Here is a 21022-nt window from a genome sequence, read left to right on the forward strand (position 1 = left end):
CATCCAGAGCGTGTTCGGCGGTACCCCTCAAGATTGGAACGACAACAGCGTTTGAGACCAACCCCCATGACCGGCCCCAACTCCTTTGGTCACACCGGCCGCGGCGGATCACTCGAATTTGCCGACCGGGAGCACGGCCTCGCGTTCGGCTACGCGATGAACCACATCATCGGGCCCTGCCGATGTGCGTGCGTCGTCGCTGGTTGTTGACGCAGCGCGAAGGCCGCTGGCGTGACTGAACAAGGTCACCGTAGCCACTTGCCACCGCAGAGAGGGGGAAGGCAAAGGCGGCGATCGAGCTTCTCAGCACACTTGGATGTGTGCTCTGCCGACCGAGCTGACCTGGGAGGCGCGGGGCAAGCCCCTGCGGTGTTGTCGCGAGCGCGGGGAGCGAGGACCTGCCCGCCCGGTCGTGGAGACGCTCAAGCAGCAGAATGCGGGAACATCACCATTCTGCTTGTAGGCGCTCGGCGAGACCGGTACGACGGTCACCATGTACCGATGGTCGCCGCTCAACGATCGACAGCTGGCCTTGCTCACCCGCATCGGAGAGGGAACGGATCCTGTTACCTCGGAGAGCCCGGAACTCGCCGTCACCGCCCGTGCCCTCAAGAGCCGTGGCCTCATCACCATGCCCAAGCGTGGTGGGAAGTGGCAGGCGGAGATCACCGACGACGGTCGCTTCTACCTGGAACACGGCCACCACCCGGACCGGCCCGAGCCGGCCCCGCGCAAGCAACGACCGGTAGCCGCCGAGCCGAAGCAGAAGGTTGCGGCACCTCCACGTCGGCGGGCGGCACCCCCACCTGAGCCGAAGCTGGCACCAACGCTTACCGCGAAGCCGCCACGTCAGTCCCCGGCGGAGGTCGGCGCGGCCTTAATCGCTCAGGTGCAGAAGGCCGGTCCGTTCCTTCGGATCCCGGACCCGAGCCCCGAGGAGCGGGCCCGCTATCGCCGGGCGTTCGACGCAGCGCGGCAGTGTGCCCCGGAGGGCTACCACCTGAAGTACAGCGGGCGGGCGAAGGGAGACTTCTTCCTCGGCCTGCTCCGGGTGACGGGCGAGGATGACACCGAATGGAACCGGATCCGCCTGGCACGCAGCCGAGTGATCACCGACGTCGAGGACGTGATCGCGGCGGTCACCGCGGACCACAGCGCCTTCGAGATCTCGGACGAGGTACTCCCACGGGTGATCTCCCTTCTTCGGCTCCTTGCCGAGCAAGCCCTCGCACGGCATGGCGAGATCACGGTGTCGAAGAAGCGCAGGCAGCCGAGGCCACTGCTCACGGTCCATGGCAGGACGTACGAGATCAGTTTCAGCGAGCGGCAGAAACAGGTCCGGTACGTACCCAAGCAGCCGGGTAAACGAACGTACGACTGGCAGCGGGTCACCCCGGCGCACCGGTTCGAACCATCCGGCGAACTGGAACTGGTCGTGAGCCAGGGCTCGGGCTACAGCAGCGGCTACCACTACGGATGGAAGAAGGACTGGGGCGACACAGCCAAGAAACAGTTGGAGGACCAGATCGGCTCGATCTTCCGGGCGCTGAAGGCTCGCGCGGAGGAAGAGGAGCAGGCTCGGCTGGCGCGGGAGGCGGAACAGCAGCGTCAGCGGGAGGAGTGGGAGCAGCAGCAGGAGGAACGCTGCCTGCGAGAGGCCAAGGAGCAGGAGGAGCGCCGCCGGAAGGAGGCAGAGGAGAAGGAGCGTACGCGGCGGGAGTGGGAAGCGGCGGTTAGCGTCGCGACGATCAAGGCAGTGGACGCCGTGCGGGTCGACCGGTTCGGCACCGCCCTGGCGCAGTGGCGGGCCGCAGGGGAGATGCGGGCCTTCTGCGCCGCGCTCGATGAGGCCGCCTCCGCCTCGGACAACGCCCACGAAGCCGGGCGACTGCGCGAGTGGTCGGCGTGGGGGAAGGCCGAGGCCGACCGGCTCGACCCGACCGTGGCCGGCAGGGGCCTGACCGCCCACAGCCTCCACGCGGAGCCCTCAGGCGACCAGCTACGGCCATTCCTCGACGGATGGCATCCGCAGTGGCCGGAGAAGGAGAAGTCCCCGAAGAAGGAAGAACCCAAGGCGGAAGCCGAACCACCCGAGCCGGAGCCCGAGCGGTGGCACGGCTTCACCGACGAACGTCTGAACCAAGGCTGGAGATATGGACCCCGAGGTCGCGCTCAATGGTGGAGGCGATGACACCGTGCCCGCGGTCACGTAGGGCCTTCACCGATTTCTCCACGAGTTTCCCGAGCCGGACGACCTCGTCCCGCAGGGCGACCAGCTCGTCGTAACGCTCGGCCTTGTCCTGGCCACACCACTCCCGAACGGTCCGCAGGACGGCCGCTTCCGCGTCCAGCTTGCGGTCGTCCCGGCGGCTGTAGGAGTACCAGGAGGACTGCGTGCGCTCCTGATCGATGGCCTGCTGCCTGCGGTCCACCTCCGGAAGGATGTCGTCGGCGAGACGGCCGGCCACGAAACGTGCGATACGTTCAGTGGTCGGCCACCCGGCCAGACTCATGCCGTCACGCTTCTCGTAGACCATCGGATCGCGTCGCAGCTCCGCGGGGTCCATCCCGACAAGAGGGGCGCTGTCGTCGACACGGCCCATCTCCAGGATCCCGGCGTCTCCAACACTGCGCCGCAGACGCAACTTACTCTTCGGGCGGACGAAGCCGAGGACCAGCCTCGCGGCCTCGAAGTCGGCACTTCCCCGCACGTGCCGCGACGCCTCGGCCAGGGAGAGCTCACTCACGTCGTCCGCGCGGAACGCCTCGACGTCCTCCCAGCGCGCCACGAGGGAAGCCGCGTCAACCCACTCCTGCAGTCCGGCGTCGTCACCGTCAAGGAACCGCACGTGGAGCCAATCAGCCCGGCCGCGACCGCCTACCCGTACGACCTCGACCCGACGAACCGCGCCGCCCAGCTCCTTCGGCCTCGCTCGGTAGGCCCAGTGTTCACCCATCTCCATGTGTCCATTGAGCCAGGTCTGTTGATCCCGCTCCCGGCGATTGCCCAAAACCAGCACATCGAAGTCGAAGGCCCCGGCGGCAACGGTGAACGCCGCGCCGCCGTATCCGTCGCACCACGCAACATGAGCTCTCTTCAGGTACGGGTTGACGCCTTGTCCACACTCCGCTCTACCGAGGATCCCGAATGACGCAGAGCACGACCGTCCAAGTGGGTCGCTTCCACACAGGCCGTTTAGCCGAGGGACGCCCTCAGGCTCTGAACGCCTGGCGTTTCACCACCGACGACCCAGAGGTGGCCGCCCGCGTCGCCGCCCTCCTTGGAGGCCAGCCTCAACCGAACGAAGGGGGAGGAGCACTCGCCCACGAGGTCCTGACGAACCGTGAGCGAGTACGCGTACTCATGGATGGGCCCGACGCTGCGGCGGCTCGCATGGTCCTCTGGGGCTGCGAGGGGATCATCCACGAATGTGACGGCTTCGAATTCCTGTCGCCAGAAGAGAAGATGGGTCAGCCATGCGGCTGCCCTTCGCGGCTCAAGGACCGAAAGACGGCCGCTAGAGACGGCCGTGGCCCAATGCCATCGATCAATCTCACCTTCCGGATCGCAGCTGAACCCGCGCTCGGCGGCTTCCACTTCATGACGGGCTCCTGGGAGCTGGCTGCACAGCTCCCTGACCTGACAGATGCGCTGGAACGTGTCGGCGGCCCAGCCGTCTGTGACCTCACGATGGAGCTGGTCGTCTTCACCACCAAGGCGGGCAGAAGCGTCTGCTATCGAAGGCCGGTGGTCACCGTACTCGGCAGCCCCGGCACCGTCGCACTGGAAGCCCCGCCGCCCACCTCACCCTCGCCTTCTCCGGCGCCATCCGCACCGCGCCGAAGGGCCAGAGACAGGGCTGAGCCTTCTGTCCAGCCCACGCCTGAGCGGACCTGCTCGGTCGACGTGGATGCTGTTCTGCTCCGCCGCGCCGCCCAAGCGCTGGGCATCAGCGACCCCCAGGAGATCGTTGTCGCTGCCCTGTCCGAGGTCGTGACAAGCCAGCAGCGGGCCATGGAGCTCGCCCGGCTGCGCGAGCATGTCGAACGCATCGCAGCCATCGCGGGGCAAGCGCAAGCGCTCCAAAGTGCGGATCCCTCACTCGCCTGACCGATTCCGGCTGCACAGTGCTCACAGGCGGCCAGGACAGGTGGTCTCAGTTCTGGTCTCATTCGCCTCCGTCCGGTTCATCCGGATGGGGCCGCCCCGAACGCTCCGCCACAGGTCAGGACGCACACGGCCCTCGCCGGCCCCCGGACGAACATTTGGAAAGCGTGTTGGGGGCAACCCCTCACGAGTTCGAATCTCGTATCCTCCGCCAGTGCCTTCACCGGGCACGTTGTCGAAGGGCCCCACCAGCTACTGATGGGACCCTTCGCAATCTTCAGTCAACGTGCATGACACGCCAGCCAGCGCCTCTTCAAGCAAACCCGTGACCTCCGAGGCCGGTTCCACGGCGCACAGGACGGCTAGCTGCAGCCCTCGACCAAGCGTGCACCTGCCGAGCGGCTCCACCCGCCCCCCCTGTTCCGTGCCGGACGAACCTACCGGCCCTCACGACCGAGGATCAGGACGTGTGCACTTCAGAAGATCTAGCACTTCAGCCCCCCGCCAGAATGTGACTCCGCACACGAATATCGATGTTGGTGCCTCGGCTAGATGTATTGACCACAATCGTTGTTAACGCGAGCGAGCGGGATGTTGGAACAGAAGATGGCCTACGCTTCGTGGTTCGTGCCGATGGTCTGGCTGTTCAGTGGGTGTGGGTTTCGTCGGGGCGGTAGCTGGCTTTGATGTGGACGCGTTCGCCTTGTGGGCCGAGGATGCTGAGGAACTCCACGGGGTGTTCGTCGGCGTTGCCGAACCAGTGCGGGATGTGGGTGTCGAATTCGGCGACCTCGCCCTCGGCGAGAATGAAGTCTTTGTCGCCGAGCACGACACGCAGGTGTCCGCGCAGGACGTAGAGCCAGTGGTAGCCCTCGTGGGAGCGGGGGTCGGGCTCGCGGCCGCCGGTCAGGATGTGTTTATACGCCTGTAGTCCGCCGGGGGTGCGCGAGAGCGGGACGACGGTCATGCCGTTGCGGGTGAAGGGCTGCGGGTACACCCGTGGGTCGAGGTCGGTGGGTGCGCCGATCAGCTCCTCGACCGGCATCTGGTAGGCGCGGGCGAGTGGCAGCAGGAGCTCCAGGCCCGGTTTGCGCTGCACGGATTCGAGCCGGGACAAGATGCTGATCGAAATGCCGGTGGTCTCCGACAGGGCGGTGAGGGTGCCGCCGCGGCGGCGCAGCTCGCGCAGCCGGGGCCGACGGCGGCCAGTACCGCCTCAAAGTCGTCGCTCATGCATCTCACCCTGCATGGGGTTTTCACTTTCCCCAAAGAGCTTTGCCCGATTATCGAAGCGGGTGCACCGTGACGGTCGGAGGTGGTCACGGTGACCCAAAACACGCAGCTCTATAGGGGCATCCGGTACGACGTGGACACCAGCGGTGTGAAGCCCCGGCCGCCGACCACAACCCCTTCACGAACAGGAGCACCCGCCATGGACGCGCAGCACTGGGACGACATGTACCGCAGCCGCGACCAGGTCTCCAGCGGCAACCCCAACCCCGTACTCGTCTCCGAGGCCACCGAACTTCCTCCGGGACAGGCCCTCGACGTCAGATGCGGCGAAGGTGCCGACGCACTCTGGCTCGCCCGACACGGCTGGCAGGTCACCGCGATCGACGTTTCCCCCACCGCCCTGCGGCACCCGCTCAGCAATCGACATCCAGGAGCGCATCGCCTGGGCACGGGCCGACCTGAACACGACGCCCCCGCCGCCAGGCCGACCACACCACGCTCTACCGGCTGTTCGACGCTGTCGCCCCTGGCGGCACCCTCTTGTTCACCACCCACGACCGCGCCGACCTCACCCCAACCGAAGACTTCAACCCCGACGACTACTACCAGGCCGCCGACATCGCCCTACTGATCGGCCCCACCTGGAATGTGCTGATCAACAGCATCCTGCGAGCCGCACGCCTGCAGTGAACCAGCCTCGGCTGGCGCCCTCCTGCGCTCGTATTCTCCCCCGTTGCGTCTGATCACTCACCGAGGTGCTCGTGCCCCACTCCAATGCCCGGCTGACCATCCACGGCAGACGGCTCCTTGTCGACCGGGTCCGCGCCGGCAGGCCCGTCGCTCACGTGGCTGACGAAATGGGGATCTCCCGCACCACCGCCCACAAGTGGATTCGACGCTGGCGAGCCGAAGGCGACGCGGGACTGTACGACCGAACGAGCCGGCCCCGGGCCACACCGCATCGCACTCCGGCCAGCACGGAAAGCCAGATCTGTGCGCTGCGCCGTGAGCGGAAGCTTGACCCAGCCCGGATTGGTCCGATCCTGGGAATACCTACCTCGACCGTCCATCGAGTCTTGGTCCGGCATGGCCTGAACCGGCTGCGCTGGATGGACCGGCCCACCGGCCAACTCATCCGCCGCTACGAACGCGCACGCCCCGGCGAGCTGATCCACGTCGACATCAAGAAGCTCGGAAACATCCCCGACGGCGGCGGACATCGCATCATGTCTCGCCAGCAAGCCGGTACCAACAGACAGGCCACGACCGACGCGCGCAAGGGCGGCAGTCCCGTCATCGGCTACAGCTTCGTCCACACCGCCATCGATGACCACTCCCGCCTCGTCTACAGCGAAGTCCTGGCCAACGAGCGCAAGGAGACCGCCGCCGCATTCTGGCAGCGGGCGAACGCCTTCTTCACCGAACGCGGCATCACCGTCGAGCGGGTCCTGACCGACAACGGCTCCTGCTACAGATCCAAGCTCTTCGGCCAGGCTCTGAAAGCCGCTGGCAGCATCCACAAGCGCACCCGCCCGCACCGCCCCCAGACAAATGGCAAGGTCGAACGCCTGAACCGCACGCTCCTCGACGAATGGGCCTACGTACGCCCGTACTCCAACAACGCCGAACGCACTGCGGCCCTCGTGGACTTCCTCCACACCTACAACCATCACCGCTGCCACACCGCGCTCGGCGGTAAGCCACCCATCAACCGCGTCAACAACGCTGCGGGGCAATACAGCTAGACCGCGCCACCGCAGACTCTTGAAGCCTGGAGTACGGCATGAGCCAGAAGAGCCGCTCGAGAGAGCCCATGGGGCGCGAACCTTCGGAACCTTGCCTAGATGATCGATTCCAAGGAATCGGCTGCGCGCACAAGGGGAGGGAGCCCAACGTCAGTGTGTGAAGACAGAGTTGGACTCCCTCGCCACCGCACTCTATGTGAAGACCGACAACCTGCTGAAGGCATCACCGCATCTGGCGCCCTGGCGTCCGGCGGTCGGGATCGCTCCGCGACTGACCGATGCCGAGCTGGTCACGCTCGCCATGGTGCAGGCGATGTTGGGCTTCACCTCCGAGACCAAGTGGCTTCGCCATGCCCGCTCCCACCTGCGGCATCTCTTCCCCTACCTACCGCAGCAGCCCGGCTACAACAAGCGCCTGCGCAAGGCCGCCGAGTTGCTGCGGCGGGTGACACGGCTGCTCGCCACCGACACCTCCGTATGGAGCGACGACGTGTGGATCGTGGATTCCACGCCGGTGGAGTGCGGACGCTCCCGCGAGACCGTCAAACGCTCCGACCTGGCCGGATGGGCCGAGTACGGATACTGCGCCAGCCACAGCCGCTTCTTCTGGGCCTGCGCCTGCACCTGGTGTGTACCTGCAGGGCCTGCCGATCGCCTTCGCCCTGACCGGAGCCAAGGCCGACGAACGCGAGACCTTGCTGGACCTGCTCGCCTCCGAATTGCACCTCGTCGCCGCCCGGCCTGGACAGACGCTGATCGGCGACAAGAACTACTTCGGCCGCGACTTCGAGCACCAGTTGGCCGAGCAGGACATCCGGCTGCTGCGGCCGGCCCGCAAGGGTGAGCCGGAACGGCCCGGGACCCCACTGTTCAAGCCGTTGCGGCAGGTCATCGAGTCGCTCAACGAGACCTTCAAGGGCCAGCTCAACCATCTAGCGCCATGCGAAACCTCCGCGGCTCGATCCCCTGCCGGGCGCCGCACGCGGAGGCCATCTGGGCCACCATCCACAGCGCCGGTTCAGGGCAAGAGCCCCTCCGCCACGCGAGCCAACGTCAAGGACGACGACTCTCCATCGGCGGCAACGCAAAGACGCCACATTCGTTACGCGACAGCAGGCACACCACGCGTAGGCGGAGTCCGAGTGGCGAGGCACACGCAAAGCGACACCAGCCATCCCAAGATTGACACCTTTGGAATGAAAACGATCAGAAATGCACACCAAAAGCCTTAATCGCAAAATAAACATTCAACTTCACCTGAAATGCAGACATGAGGCCGGCTTCAACCCCCTCACCCCCTATCCTGCCTAGGCACGACAAAGAGGAACACCTCGATGTCACTCTCGAGTCGACCGGAAATTGACGTGGCAGCAACAAAGGGCAAACCGTGAACGAGGAAGAGTGCAGCAAATTGCACGTATGGTCCGAAACCATTGAGGTGACGCCCACTAGGTGCTCAACCTGGATGGAGAAGAGGACATGCAATCGCGTCCCCCTGAGGCGCGCCAATATCGACAAGTTCAAGAGCATTCTGCGAAATAAGCAATTCCTCACCACGCATCAAGGTTTCGCCCTGGACTGGCACGGCTGCCTCATCGACGGGCAACACCGTGCTGCCGCCATCATTGATACCGGTATTTCAGTGGTCGCCCAGGTTACGTACAACCTCAACCCAGACACCTTTTCCGCAATTGATGGCGGCCGCGTCCGCACAGCAGGTGACTTCGTCGCGCAGGCCACGCAGATGAAACAGAACAACTCCAACGTATATGCGGCCGCTTTGAAGATCCTCGCCAACCGAGCAGCAGGCCTCCACTGGACGAGGTGGACGAGTGGACGACTGACAGCCGAGCAAGTGCGAGACCTGGTACCGAAATGGCCGGTCAGCGAGGAACGCATCGTTAGCCTGATCAGCAAAGGAAGGCAATGCCAAGCTAGCGCCACGGGGCTGATTGTCGCGCACGAAATTATCACAGAGGTATGGCCAGAGCAAACCTCCGAACTGTTCTTCAAAGGGATCGGCGAGGCCAGCAAAGAATTTGTCGGGCGAGACCCTCGGGCCATTTACACGAATACCATGCTCAACGTAAACCGCGGAGTGGTTAGCAGGGACAGTGTTCAACAATCTGCGCAAGCGATCAAGGCATTCAATGCCCTCGTGTCGGGTGACTCAATCGGCACGCTGAAGAAAATGAAGGCGTCCGGAGTGAAAACCATCAAGGACCGCCGAACAGGCGAGGAGATTCAGCAAGAATACCTTGCTGACCGCTATCCCGAGGTCATTCAGCCTGCTATCAACTTGAGTGACAGGTGGCTGAAGGAAAATGTCGTGGATTCGGACGAATAGGTCGAATCATACTCGAAATGGCGGAGGGGTGACACGTTCTTGTTGGCGTGTTGGCTAAGCGCCAATACTGCAACGGCAGCTTGCGGGAAACAACCGTGGGATCGCCCTACAGGTTCGCATCTCACCTCCTGATAACCCTCGGGGCCGGTCCGCAGCAACGTACCGGCCCCGAGGCGCTGCCTCCGTCTACCACTGGTCCGTCGCAAACTCACCGTTCGCTGGGCAGAGCACTCCTCTTGCAGCTCTCTTAGCTCTCCGCCAAGGACAGAGCACGCCGTTCTCACGAGATCACCGCCGCCGTCAGCACGCCTACGCACAGAGTTGTCCACGGACATCGGCCCGTCTGGGTGAGCGGTCAGTTCGGGTCTTGCTGGGCGGACAGCTCATCTCCCGTCGCGGTATGACTTTTCGTCCCTCGGTTGGCGGTCAGTTGGCGGTGATGAGAGGTTGGACTCCCTGGCCGGTGGTGGCCTGGGTGAGGCGGAGTGAGGAGCCTTCGGTCAGCACGATGTGAGCGTGGTGCAGGAGGCGATCGACAGCGGCGGTGGCCAGTGTCTTGGGCATGATCGAATCGAATCCTGAGGGATGAAGGTTCGAGGTCACGATGACCGAACGGCGTTCGTAGGCGGCGTCGATGACGCGGTAGAAGGCTTCGGCGGCGGCCTGGCCGCAGGGCAGCATGCCAATGTCATCCACGACGATCAGATCACATCGGGTGATCTTCGCGACGGCCTTGGAGACGGTGTTGTCGACGACGGCCCGGCCGAGGTGGGCGGTGAGGGATTCGAGGGTGAACCAGGCGACTTTCATCCCTTCGTCGATGGCCTTGTTGGCGAGTGCTTCGGCCAGGTGGCTTTTGCCCGTGCCGCTGGGGCCGGCGGCCGCCAAGTTCTCCGCCCGGCCGATCCACTCCAGCGTCATCAACGCGTGCTGGGTTGGGACGGGGATGGAGGAGATGTCCTCCTTCCACGACTCGAAGGTCTTGCCCGAGGGGAGTTGAGCCTGCTTGCGGTGGTTGCGTCTGGTGGCCGCGTCGCGGCCCTTGATCTCTTCCTCCAGCAGGATGCGGACCACTTCAGCGGGGTCCCACCGTTGTGATCTCGCGGTCGCGAGGACTTCGGGGGCGGCCCTGCGGAGGTAGGGAAAACGCATGCGCCGAAGGACGGACTCCAGCTCGGGCGGGATCGGCGGGGCCGTCGGCGGCGGGGGAAGCGGTGTCGGGGGCGTCTGGGTGACGACCTCGACGGGATCCATCACGGGGGCTGTCATGTCAACTTCCTTTCCATGGTGCCGGGTTGGGAGGGTCCCCGTTCCCGGGCCGCAAAGCGGCCCGGGAACGGAAGATCAGGCGGGTTTGACGCGGCCGAAGTCGGCCCAGGCGGAGGTGCCGGGTTGGACGGAGTGGGCCTCATCGGCGACGACCAGGTCGGCGGGGCGGGAACCGTGGCGGCGGTGTTGGACGATGGACATGAGGTCCTCTTCGGCGAACCGTCCGGCGGTCGCCGCGAGCCCGAGGGCGATGTCGACCTCGCCGACACCGACCAGAGCGGCCAGTTCGACGGCGGCGGCCATCTTGACCCGCATCCTGCTGGTGCCGGCCGCGGCGGCTTCGATCAGCCACGACTTGGCCCCCGGGCCGAGGTCGAGGAATGCTTTCTCCGCGTCCGTGCTGGGCTTGGGTTTGGGCTGGCGGGGACCACCGTCCATGTCCTGGGGGTGGTTGGGGTAGTGGGTCAGGTCGATCACCGGCCGTCCGGGCAGGGAGAGTTGGTGCCGGGCGACTTCCACCAAGCCGGCGGGGCCGTGCATCCACTCGGGCCGGTGGGCAAGGCGGGACAGGTCGACGACGATGACCAACTCGTCGCCGTCGGCACGAACCCAGGCTTCGGAACCGACCAGGCCCGGCGGGGTCGAGTAGCGGACCGATCCGAAGCGGACCGTCTGGTCCTTGAGGACCTGCCTCGACTCGCCCAACGCGAGGGTGTGGGGGGCCTCGGGCAACGGATGAAGCCGCTTCTTTTCGATGTCGAGCATGGCCGCCGGCGTCTTGCCGGTCTCGCGGTGGATGCGCTGGTTGACCTGCTGGCAGAACACCGCGCAGGCCCCGCGGAGTTCGGTGAAACTGTCGTACTCGCCCAGCAGATTGGCATCAGTGGGCACCAGGTCGGCCTTCGCGATGCGGACCGTGGCCTCCGAACCGCCCTTGGATTCCGGATCGAAGGGGACGCATGTGTGCACTTGCACGCCGTAGTGGCGGCCCGTGCCCACCACCTGAGGGTGGCGGACGGCGACACCGGCGACGCGGTCGATGGTGACGGTCTTCTCGTTGTCGGTCAGCGCATAGGTCGGGACCCCACCGAACTGCCGCAGCATGGAGTCGATGCACGAGATCAGCGTGCCCAGCGACCGGTCCCAGGCCGGGACCACCACCCGGTAACGGGACCACGCCAACCACGCGCAGAACAACAGCGTTTGGCGGGGCTCGCCACCGCCTGGGCCAGGCACTTTCGGTCCCCAACCCCAGTCGAATTGGCACCAGAGCGCAGGTTCAGCGATCCATGGGCGATACGTTCTGCGGTGGCCGGCCTTCCACCGTTCCTTCGCCTTCGCCACCGCCCGGCGGGTCGTGCGCTCATCACCGGTGAAACCCAGTAGTTGCAGGCGTTCGTGGAGCTTGTCGGCACGGACCTTGCCCTGCGAACGTTCGACCCACTCCTCGATCTTCGGCATGAACGGGTCGATCAGCTTCGGGCGGACGATCGGTCCGTCGACGGGCATCCCCCTGTCCCTCATCCGTGCGTACCGGCGCACGGTCTTGGGATCAACCCCCGCCAGCTGAGCCGCCGAGTACACGCACTCGGTGGCATCCAACGCCTCGAAGATCTCCATCACTTCCCTGGCATTCTTCTTCACGATCCCTCCGGGAGGAGTCGCTCATATGTGATCGGGCAATCACGAGCAAACCCCCGGAGGGATTCATCTGTTCGGAATGGATGTTCGGACTGCCTCGAATAGCCCAATCACCAGGGAGATGAGCTGTCCGCCAGCCAAGACCCGGAATGACCGTCTACCTGGATCTTGCGCTGTCCGCTGTCAAGAGTCAGGCAACCAGCGAAGGCGACACCGGCGCCCATGACAGCTTCGGGTGGGCGGCTTTCCCGCGTTGCGCTTCAGCATGAAGGCAACAAGGGCGACAACAACGGAGAGCAGGGCTGCTGTGAGAAGCCAAGGGACGCAGGCAGCAGGAGGCAGAGCGCTCATAGGTCATTCTCCGTGCAGTCGAGCGGCATAAGGGCCGGCTGCGGCCTCACGGAGGGCGGAGAGCTGCTGGTCTAGGGAATGGAGGAGCACGCCGATTCGTTGCTGCCCCTCGAAAGGCTGGTGCGTAGGGCTTTGAGTGCTCCAGCGGCGTCGTCACCTGAGGCCGTGGTGAGCCTGCTGGTGCTCAGATACAAGGATCTAGGATTCGGTGGAGTGGCCCATCAACGGCGGGGAGCCCGCCCAGTAGGTCCGCGATGGCCTGTGTGGTGAAGGCCGTCCGACTGTCGAGTGCATACGCCTCGGCGTATGCGTCAAGCAGCATGCGGAACGCTTCGCGATCGAGTGCCTGGACCAGGTCTACGAGGCGAGCGGGGTCGGCCTCGCGCTCGGGCGGAGCTGGCCCAGTGCCGCCACCGTGGCAGGTAGCACTCCGCGGGGACGAAGAGCTGAGTCCGCTGCGGCGATCACGCAGCCAGGAAGCGGTAGGTGACCCGCGCGCTCGGGAGATATGCGGACTGCCGTACACGCTCCCACTCAACGGGGACCGCTCACCGTAGGAAGACAAGGCACACGGGAAGCGGCAAGTCTTCGGCGAGCGAGGACGCTCCCCACTGCCGCAGCATCGACTCTTCCAGAAGTTCGGCTAACGCCTGGCGAGTCCGGTCCTCTGCCCGCTCACCACGGTCCAGCCCTGCTGCCGGTGGCCGACCGGTGACCTCCGCTGTGCCATGCGATATCTGATCCAACGCCGCACGAACCCGATTGCCATAGGTGGTGGGGAGTGTCTCGATGGGGACACCTCCGCCTCGCGACACAGTCCGGGTGTCCAGCCAACGGATGACATCGGAGAGCCTGAAGTACTCTCCTCCGCACGAGCAAACGGCAACCGGGAAGTCCTCATGGCACCGTACCCAGTTGGTGACGGCAGACCTCCCCACACCGGCTTAAGCCCGCGATCTCGGCCCGCGAGACCAGACGGCCTTAGGTGTAGTACTTCTCGCCCACAGCTCTTCTCCTTTGCTCTCCTCGGAACGGACATGCGAGGGAAACGTAGAGCGTAGGCGTCAGCGGCTCAACTGCGTACTACAGCACGCTCCTTGCGCAAACCTGTCGCACTCTGCCGCACGGAAGCTGCCTCTCCCTCCGAGAGTCGCATTGACATGCGTCTTTATAGTTTGACAGTTCCTCCTGGCATACGGGACTACATAGTCAGCCTTTTCTTGTTGTGAACAGCAGGCGCAACTACCTTGCGGGGGAACGGCTACTTTCCGTCACGTGCCTCGACTGTCGCTACGCCCGTCCCTCGAAGAGGTCGGCGTATAGGCCGGCGTGGGTGAGGAGTTGGGGGTGGGTGCCGGACTCGGTGAGGTGGCCGTCGTCGAGGACGAGGATGTGGTCGGCGGTGGCGGCCAGGTCGAGGTCGTGGGTGATGACGAGGGTGGTGCGGCCGGCGGCGAGGCGGTGGAGGGGGGCGAGGATGCGTTGGGCGGCGAGGGTGTCGAGGCCGGTGGTGGGCTCGTCGAGGATGAGGACGGGGGCGTCGCGGAGCATGGCGCGGGCGATGGCGACGCGCTGTAGCTGGCCGCCGGAGAGGGCGGCGGTGCCGGGGGCGATGACCGTGTCGTAGCCGTCCGGGAGGGCGGTGATGAAGGCGTGGGCGTCGGCGGCTCGGGCGGCCCGGACGACCTCCTCGCGGGTGGGGGTGGGGCCCTCGCGACCGGAGGCGATGTTGTGCTCGATGGTGTCGTGGAGGACCAGGGTCTCCTGTGGGAGCAGGGTGATGTTGCGGCGGAGGTCGGCCAGGGGGAGGCGGTCGACCGGGATGCCGTCGAGGCGGACGGTGCCGGAGTCCGGGTCGTAGAAGCGCAGCAGGAGGGCGGCGAGGGTGGACTTGCCGGCGCCGCTGGGGCCGGTGACGACCAGGAACGCGCCGGGATGTGCGGTGAAGGTTAGGGAGCTGAGGGCGTTGTGGTGGGGGGAGTTGGGGTAGCGGAAGGTGACGTTGTCGACGCGCAGTTCACCTCGGGCGCGGTGCGGGAGGGGGAGGGCGCGGGACGGGGGCGGGTCGGTGACGGCGGGGCGGGCGTCGAGGATCTCCAGCAGCCGGTCGGCGGCGGCGGTGGCGGCGGTGGCGGTCAGGCCGAGCCGGCCGAGGGAGCGGATGGGCGGGTAGAGGTAGCCGATGAAGGCGGCGAAGGCGAGGAGTTGGCCGAGCGTCATCCGGCGCTGGGAGATCTCCCAGGCGCCCAGGCCGATGATGGCCAGCACGCAGAGGGTCTCCAGGATCTCGACGAGTTGGTCGTAGAGGGCGTTGAGGCGGGCGCTGGCGACCGAGGCGCGCAGCCAGCGGCGGGCCTCCCGTCCCAGGCGCTCCTCCTCGTCGCGCTGTCGGTTGTACGCCTGGGTGAGGACGACGTTGACCAGGGTCTCCTCGACGACGGAGGTGAGGGCGCCGTCGGCCGCGCGCTGACGGCGGGAGACCTCGCGCAGCCGGTGGGTGAAGCCGCGGGTGGCGAAGTAGAAGAGGGGGGCGGCGACGAAGGTGGCCAGGGCCAGTTCCCAGCGCAGCCAGAGGGCCGCGGCGCCGTAGAAGAGGGTGGAGAAGAGGGCCGCGCAGGCGCCCACCAGGCCGCTGACCACGAGTCGTTCGATGGCGTCGACGTCGCCGGTGAGCCGTTCCACCAGGTCGCCGCGGCGGTTGCGTTGGAAGAAGTGCGGCGGCAGCGTCTGGAGGTGGGTGAAGACGCGGGCGCGCAGGCGCAGCAGGAAGCGTTCCGCGGTCCAGGCGGCCAGGGAGTTGCCGAGGTAGCCGACGATGGCGCCGATGACCGCCACCGTGAGCCAGGTGCCGGCGGGGGTCCAGAAGGCGCTGACCGAGCCCTCTTTGAGGGCGTTGTCGGTGAGTTGGGCGAAGAGCAGGATCGTGACGGTCTCGGCGAGGGCCGCGATGACCGCGCACCCGCCGACCATCAGCATCCAGCGGCGGTCCCCCCGGGTCAGCGGCCAGAAGCGGCGGAACGCCTCCACGGGGCCGACGTGCCGGGTCAGAATGGGGGTCTCGGTGGGGAGTTGGGTGGTGGGGGACGCGCGGGGGGCGGGGGGTTCGGGTTCCGTCGGCGGAGGGGCTTGGGGTCCCGTCAGCGTACGGTCCTCGTCCTCGGCCGTTCTGGGTTTCCGGCCGTTGACCTTCCTGACCGGCTGCGTCTTCTCCGTCGTGTCCGCCCCAACCGCCGTGACCTGCTGCGCTGTTTGGACCGTCGCCGACTCCCGGCCGTCGGCCGTCCTCGGCCGGCGGCCGCGGCGCGTGCTGCGGGCGCTGCGCAGGTGCATGGTGGTCACGGGGGTGGGCCACCGGGTCCGCCGGCGACAGCCCGCGAGGCCGGCTCGCGCGTGGCGCGCGTGCCCGCCTCGGGGTGTGTCTTAGACCCTTAGGCCCACGTCACATCTCATGGGTTGTCTAAGATCAGCGGTTCGCTGGTTGCGTATGACAGCGGAGCAGGTCAGAACCTGACGATGAAGAATCCACCGCGGCCGCCACGTCCGCCATAGCCACCACCGTAGCCACGGCCGTACCCGCCGCCGTATCCGCCGCCGTATCCGCCTCCGCGTCCGCCGTCGCCCCAGCCACCGCCACCGTGGCGGTCGCGGTCGTTACTGCGGCTGCGGGGGAAGAATGCCTTGAAGGTCATCTTCTCCTCCAGTGTTGGAACGTCGCCGCGGCCTGTCCGGACCGTAGTCTGTCGGCGATTCGGCGTGCCCGTCGGGGCATTTCCCTGGGGGAGTTCGTCCGGCGGAACACATCGTCCGCGACACTCCCGACACTACGACGGGCCACCGACCCCAACAAGGTCCATATGTGAAAATTCAGGCAAAACGGGCAGGTCACCGTGGGTGGGAACGGGATCGCCGAGGGTTGTCGGCGATCCACCCGAGGGGCGTTCGGCCGCTACCCGAGCACCCCCGCCGCCACCCGCGCCCCCGACGTCCCCAGCCCCGTCGGGCCCGGGAGCCAGCCGGGGGCACCGGGCCGGCGGCGGAGGTACTCGGGGCGGTAGCGGCGGCACTCCCGGTGCCACGTGAGGATGCCGGCGAGCCAGTTCTCCAGTTCGCGGACGTAGCCGCCGAGGGTGGCGCGGGCCTCGTCGGAGAGCTTGAAGTCGTCGTAGAGGACGGGTAGTTGGTGGGCGGCGACGTGTTGGAACTCGCGCAGGCGGGAGGCCATCAGGTCGTGGACGATGGCCAGCGCGGTCGGGTAGTCGCAGTCGAAGAAGTTCTGGACGACGAGGACGCCGTTGTGCACCTCGCCCTCGTACTCGATCTCCTTCTGGTACGAGAAGACGTCGTTGAGCAGGCAGGCGTAGTCGGCGGCGGCGTTCTCCAGGGAGCGCATCGGGCCGCTGCGGTAGACCTCCGGCGGGACCCGGCGGCCGTGGCCGAGCCGGCTCAGGCTCATGGTGAGGTCGGAGCCGAAGGTGGCGCGGCGCATCTCGATGTAGTCGACCGGGTCCGGGATGCGGTGCTGGACCTGGTTGTCGAGCTCCCAGAGCCAGCTCGCGGTCATCGTGTCGACGGTTTCCTTGAAAGCGCGGCGGGCCTCCGGGGCCAGCGGGGCCGCGGTGCGTGACCACAGGTCGGCCAGGGCGCGTTCGAGGGCGTTGACCGGCTCGGGGGCCCGCTCGGACGCGTCGAGGGGCATCAGGCCGGAAAGGCGCTTGGTGGTGGCGTGCGCGGTGGCGACGTCGCGGGTGCGGCCGAAGACCGCGGGGTAGTAGTCGTCCGCGTAGGTGCCCCAGGTCAACCACTGGGTGCTGAGGTCGAGTTGGTCCGACGTGGCGTCGGGGTGCAGGCCGGCGGCGCACAGCGCGAAGTCGAAGCGGACCAGCGCGTCCTCGTCCCAGACGTCGGAGAGCGGCACGCCCGGCTGCGGTCGGAGCATCCCCATCGCGTGCGCCCAGGTGACGACGTTGCGCCGGGCGGTGTCGAGGTGGGGGCTGAGGGTGGTGGTGAACGGCATGGCGAAGTCGGGGAGTTGGGAGGGGCCGACCTTCTGGTGGGGGGCGTGGGTGCGCCGGCGCAGCCGCTGGGTGCCGGCGGTGGCCAGGGCGGTGCGCAGTTCGGCGCCGGCGGCGCCCAGGCCCAGGGCGCCGGCGGCGAGCGCGCCGAGTCCCTCGGTACCCAGGCCGCCGAAGACCAGCGGCGACCAGGGGGCCGCGGTGCTGCCGGGGGCGCCGGCGCCGCCGCCGTTCATGTAGCGGCTGGAGCGCAGGTGCCACTCGTGGCCGCCGGACTGCCAGTCCTGGAGGCCCTTGGCGTACGCGAGCACGGCGGCGGCACCGGCCGGGTCCAGGCCGCGGTCGACGAAGAGCGGCGGCAGCTCGGTGAGGACGGTGTCCTCGAACTGTTGGAGGCGGGAGGTGATCAGCTCGTTGACCGCGTCCGCGGCCTCCTGGGTGGTGCAGTCCAGGAACGTCTCCAACACCAGGACGCCGTTGCTGAGTTCGCCCTCGTCCTCGATCTCGCGCTGGTACGAGAAGAGGTCGTTGCGCAGGTGGACGGCGTCGGAGAAGGTGTCCTTCAGGACCCTCAGCGGGCGGGAGTCGGCGACCGCGGCCGGGATCTCGGCGCCGGTCGCGTACTCCACCAGCCCCGCCGACCAGGGGGCGCCGCCCACCTTCCGGCGCATCTCGATGTACTCGACGGGGTTGGCGATCCGGTTGATGTTGATGTTGGAGAGTTCCCAGAGGGACTCGTTCAGCAGGTTCTCGGTGCTCTCGGCGAACCGGCGGCGCCAGTCCAGCGACATCGAGGGCACGGTGCGCCGCCACAGGTCCGCCAGCCCCGCCTCGACCGGGTTGGTCGGCTCCGGCACGGGCGCGCGCAGCTCCGTCGGCACGTTGAGGTCCATCGGCATGAACGCCGGCAACCGGTCCAGGTACGCCTTCCCGCCCTCCCGGTCCAGGGTGCGCTTGAACTCCTCCAGGAAGTGGTCGTCGAAGAAGAAGACCCAGACGTACCAGTCGGTGACGAGGTTGAGCGCCTCCTCGGAGCACTCCGGGTGGGTGTAGGCGCACAGCAGCGCGTAGTCGTGGGAATCGAGGTCGTGCTCGTCCCAAATGCCGGAACCCTCCAGCATGTTCATCTCCCGGGCCCATGCCTTGGAGTGCGCCCGCGCGGCCTCCAGGTGCGGGTTGAGCCGGGCCGGATGCGGCATGTAGAAGTGCGGCAAGGCGAATGGCTGCGACGTGGGCTGTGGCTGCGTCACCGTTGGTGGCCTCTCCCGATCCCGATCTCCCTCCGCACGGACGGCACGTACGGAAGGAGGGCGTGCCGAAGCACCCCCTCTGTCGGCCGCTGCCCTACCCAGGGGGGCGGCTCCGTAGGCGCATCCGGTCGCACTCGCACCGAACTCGCACTCTTTCGGGTTGAGTTGCCGGGGAGAGCGGGTGATGCGCAGGGCGCGTGAGATATGTGGGGCCGATCTGACGCATCGTGAGATGCGGTGACACCCGGCCCAACGGCCGCCCCGCATACCGTGTTTCGGCGGGGTTACGCCACCGGACGGGCTCTCGACAACCGCCCTGAACTGGGGCGCCGGGCGGCCCCCACGGGGTTCCGCCACCCGCCCTTCGACCTCGCCTCATCTCGCATGTCGAAAGCCTTGTTCCGCTTTGCGGCGGGTCCTAGGGTCGGGCCACCCGGCGCGGCCGACCCGGTTCCCGGGCCCGGCCGCGCCCACGTATGCGGCGACGGAAGCAGGCGAGCGGGTTGGCGAACGGGTCGGCGAACGAGCAGCAGGGCCAGGCAGCGGCGCAGGAGTCGGAGCGGGAGGAGGGCGGGCCGCCCGCCGGCTTCGGGCGGCGGGGCTTCCTCGCCGGGGTGGCCGGCGCCGGCGCGGGCGGGCTGCTCGGCGGGGCGGGCGCCGGCACCGCGTACGCCCGGGAGTCGGCCGTGCGCGCGAGCCCCAAGGGACAACCGCCGCTCCGCCCCGACCAGTTCGCCGGCGACCGGCAACTGCTCGTCCCGGAGGTGGTGCTGCTGCCGGACGGACCGGTGCGCGACCACGCCGTCCTCGTCGAGGGCGGCACCTTCCGCGCGGTCGGCCCGGCCGCCCGGCTGCTCGCCGCGCACCGCGACGGGCCGGCGCCGGTCCGGCTCGACGGCCACCTCCTGATGCCGGGCTTCGTCGACGCGCACCACCACCTCACCCAGAGCTTCGGCAAGGCCCAGTCGTTCGGGCAGCCGTCGGAGATCTTCACGACCATCTGGGAGCCGCTGGAGCACGCGCTGGACGACGAGACCGCCTATCTGTCCGCGAAGTTGGCCGCCCTGGAGGCGCTGCGCGGCGGCTTCACCACCGTCGCCGACGCCGGAACCCGGGCGCCGGTCGACGTCGCGGCGGTGGCCAGGGGCACCGAGGAGGCCGGCCTCCGCTGCGTCCTGGGCAAGATCGTCTCCAACGGGACCGGTGGGCCGGCTCACTTGGGGCGCTGGAGCGGCCACCCGCTGGTCCACCCCTCCCTGGCCATCGCCGTCCCCGAGGACGCCACCGGCGCGGTCCTGAAGCGGACCGCGGACCTCTGCGCCGAGGCCGGGGCGGTCTTCCAGATCCACGTCAACGAGCATCTGGCGTCCGTGGAGCGCTCGTTGAAGAGCGTAGGGCGCCGCCCGGTGGACTACCTGCACCACCTCGGCGCCCTCGGCCCGCACACCCTGGGCGCGCACGCCACCCTCCTGACCCCCGCCGAGATGCGGCAACTGGCCGACACCGGCGCGGCGATCAGCTACAACCCGGTGGCCAGCGCCTGGAAGGGCAACGCGGTCGCGCACGCCACCATGCTGGCCGCGCTCGGCGTCCGCTTCGGCACCGGCACCGACGGCACCCGCGGCGACGGCTTCCGCCTGGTGGACGCCGCGGAGACGGCCCAGCGACTGGCCTACGGGCTGGCCGCGGGCGACTCGGTGTGCGGCGCCGGGCACCTGTGGCTGGAGCACGCCACCGCGGGCGGCGCCGACGCCCTCGGCCTGGGCCGCGTCACCGGCCGGATAGCCGTCGGCAGGGCCGCCGACTACCTCCTGGTGGACCTGGCCGTCCCCGAACTCACGCCCTCCTACGACCTGCGCTGGGAACTCGTCCGGCTCGCCAACCGGGACCAGATCCGCGCCGTGGTGGTGGCCGGCCGGCTCCGGCTGTGGGAGGGCTGGCCGCCCGACTGGGACGCTCAGGCGCTGGTCGCGCGGGCGGCCGAAGTGGGGCCGGCGGTGGTGAAGCGGGCCGCCCTGCGGCGGGTGGATCCGCGGTAGCGGAGGGGGTTGTTGGGGTGGGGCCGT

The 21022-nt window shown here is 67.7% G+C and carries 13 protein-coding genes and 2 pseudogenes; 8 read left to right on the forward strand and 7 right to left on the reverse strand.

Annotation, left to right across the window (positions count from 1 at the left end; translation table 11 throughout):
• The first annotated feature begins 493 nt into the window (after window positions 1–493).
• Window positions 494–2191, forward strand: a complete 1698-nt coding sequence (locus tag PV796_RS18535) for a PE-PGRS family protein (RefSeq protein WP_274914418.1) — start codon at window positions 494–496, stop codon at window positions 2189–2191.
• On the opposite strand, the gene PV796_RS18540 is transcribed toward PV796_RS18535, so the two are convergent.
• On the reverse strand, window positions 2121–2963 hold the full coding sequence (locus PV796_RS18540) for a PE-PGRS family protein (RefSeq protein WP_274914419.1): 843 nt from the start codon (window positions 2961–2963) through the stop codon (window positions 2121–2123). The two genes, PV796_RS18535 and PV796_RS18540, sit on opposite strands and share 71 nt — an antisense overlap.
• Before the next feature lie 185 nt (window positions 2964–3148).
• Here PV796_RS18540 and PV796_RS18545 point away from each other — a divergent pair, with 185 nt between their 5' ends.
• Window positions 3149–4111 carry a recombination directionality factor gene (locus PV796_RS18545; protein WP_274914420.1) on the forward strand — a complete coding sequence of 321 codons (963 nt, stop codon included), beginning with the start codon at window positions 3149–3151 and terminating at the stop codon, window positions 4109–4111.
• 643 nt (window positions 4112–4754) lie between these two features.
• On the opposite strand, the gene PV796_RS18550 is transcribed toward PV796_RS18545, so the two are convergent.
• On the reverse strand, window positions 4755–5297 hold the full coding sequence (locus PV796_RS18550; RefSeq protein ID WP_274919113.1) for a helix-turn-helix domain-containing protein: 543 nt from the start codon (window positions 5295–5297) through the stop codon (window positions 4755–4757).
• Between the two features lie 267 nt (window positions 5298–5564).
• On the opposite strand from PV796_RS18550, the pseudogene PV796_RS18555 reads away from it, so the two are divergent.
• From PV796_RS18555 to PV796_RS18575, 5 genes and pseudogenes are all read left to right on the forward strand, one after another.
• A pseudogene (locus PV796_RS18555) lies at window positions 5565–5702 on the forward strand (SAM-dependent methyltransferase); the annotation flags it as partial.
• 179 nt (window positions 5703–5881) lie between these two features.
• Window positions 5882–6031, forward strand: a complete 150-nt coding sequence (locus tag PV796_RS18560) for a hypothetical protein (RefSeq protein ID WP_274919407.1) — start codon at window positions 5882–5884, stop codon at window positions 6029–6031.
• Between the two features lie 71 nt (window positions 6032–6102).
• Window positions 6103–7086, forward strand: coding sequence for an IS481 family transposase (locus PV796_RS18565; protein ID WP_274919114.1), 984 nt, complete (start codon window positions 6103–6105; stop codon window positions 7084–7086).
• Window positions 7087–7243: 157 nt separating this feature from the next.
• Window positions 7244–8060 (forward strand): annotated as a pseudogene (locus tag PV796_RS18570) (IS982 family transposase); the annotation flags it as partial.
• Between the two features lie 491 nt (window positions 8061–8551).
• Window positions 8552–9433, forward strand: a complete 882-nt coding sequence (locus PV796_RS18575; RefSeq protein WP_274914421.1) for a hypothetical protein — start codon at window positions 8552–8554, stop codon at window positions 9431–9433.
• Window positions 9434–9859: 426 nt separating this feature from the next.
• Here PV796_RS18575 and istB read toward each other — a convergent pair whose 3' ends face one another.
• From istB to PV796_RS18600, 5 genes are all read right to left on the reverse strand, one after another.
• Entirely contained in the window at window positions 9860–10702 is an 843-nt protein-coding gene (istB, locus tag PV796_RS18580; RefSeq protein WP_274911130.1) for an IS21-like element helper ATPase IstB, read from the reverse strand.
• Window positions 10703–10777: 75 nt separating this feature from the next.
• Window positions 10778–12322 carry an IS21 family transposase gene (gene istA / locus PV796_RS18585; RefSeq protein ID WP_274919657.1) on the reverse strand — a complete coding sequence of 515 codons (1545 nt, stop codon included), beginning with the start codon at window positions 12320–12322 and terminating at the stop codon, window positions 10778–10780.
• A gap of 1662 nt (window positions 12323–13984) precedes the next feature.
• Window positions 13985–16024, reverse strand: coding sequence for an ABC transporter ATP-binding protein (locus PV796_RS18590; RefSeq protein WP_446750690.1), 2040 nt, complete (start codon window positions 16022–16024; stop codon window positions 13985–13987).
• A gap of 170 nt (window positions 16025–16194) precedes the next feature.
• Window positions 16195–16383, reverse strand: coding sequence for a hypothetical protein (locus PV796_RS18595; RefSeq protein WP_274914422.1), 189 nt, complete (start codon window positions 16381–16383; stop codon window positions 16195–16197).
• Window positions 16384–16640: 257 nt separating this feature from the next.
• Window positions 16641–18905, reverse strand: coding sequence for a terpene synthase family protein (locus PV796_RS18600; RefSeq protein ID WP_274919117.1), 2265 nt, complete (start codon window positions 18903–18905; stop codon window positions 16641–16643).
• A gap of 554 nt (window positions 18906–19459) precedes the next feature.
• On the opposite strand from PV796_RS18600, the gene PV796_RS18605 reads away from it, so the two are divergent.
• Entirely contained in the window at window positions 19460–20995 is a 1536-nt protein-coding gene (locus tag PV796_RS18605) for an amidohydrolase family protein (protein WP_446750605.1), read from the forward strand.
• Window positions 20996–21022: the final 27 nt, after the last annotated feature.

Origin of the sequence: Streptomyces sp. WZ-12, assembly GCF_028898845.1 — a bacterium.
Taxonomy (GTDB): domain Bacteria; phylum Actinomycetota; class Actinomycetes; order Streptomycetales; family Streptomycetaceae; genus Streptomyces.

Coding starts and splice junctions, on each gene's coding strand:
- PV796_RS18535 (WP_274914418.1), top strand. CDS start 494: ATGTACCGATGGTCGCCGCTCAACGATCGACAGCTGGCCTTGCTCACC.
- PV796_RS18540 (WP_274914419.1), bottom strand. CDS start 2,963: ATGGAGATGGGTGAACACTGGGCCTACCGAGCGAGGCCGAAGGAGCTG.
- PV796_RS18545 (WP_274914420.1), top strand. CDS start 3,149: ATGACGCAGAGCACGACCGTCCAAGTGGGTCGCTTCCACACAGGCCGT.
- PV796_RS18575 (WP_274914421.1), top strand. CDS start 8,552: ATGGAGAAGAGGACATGCAATCGCGTCCCCCTGAGGCGCGCCAATATC.
- istB (WP_274911130.1), bottom strand. CDS start 10,702: ATGACAGCCCCCGTGATGGATCCCGTCGAGGTCGTCACCCAGACGCCC.
- istA (WP_274919657.1), bottom strand. CDS start 12,322: ATGGAGATCTTCGAGGCGTTGGATGCCACCGAGTGCGTGTACTCGGCG.
- PV796_RS18590 (WP_446750690.1), bottom strand. CDS start 16,024: ATGCACCTGCGCAGCGCCCGCAGCACGCGCCGCGGCCGCCGGCCGAGG.
- PV796_RS18595 (WP_274914422.1), bottom strand. CDS start 16,383: ATGACCTTCAAGGCATTCTTCCCCCGCAGCCGCAGTAACGACCGCGAC.
- PV796_RS18600 (WP_274919117.1), bottom strand. CDS start 18,905: ATGCCGCATCCGGCCCGGCTCAACCCGCACCTGGAGGCCGCGCGGGCG.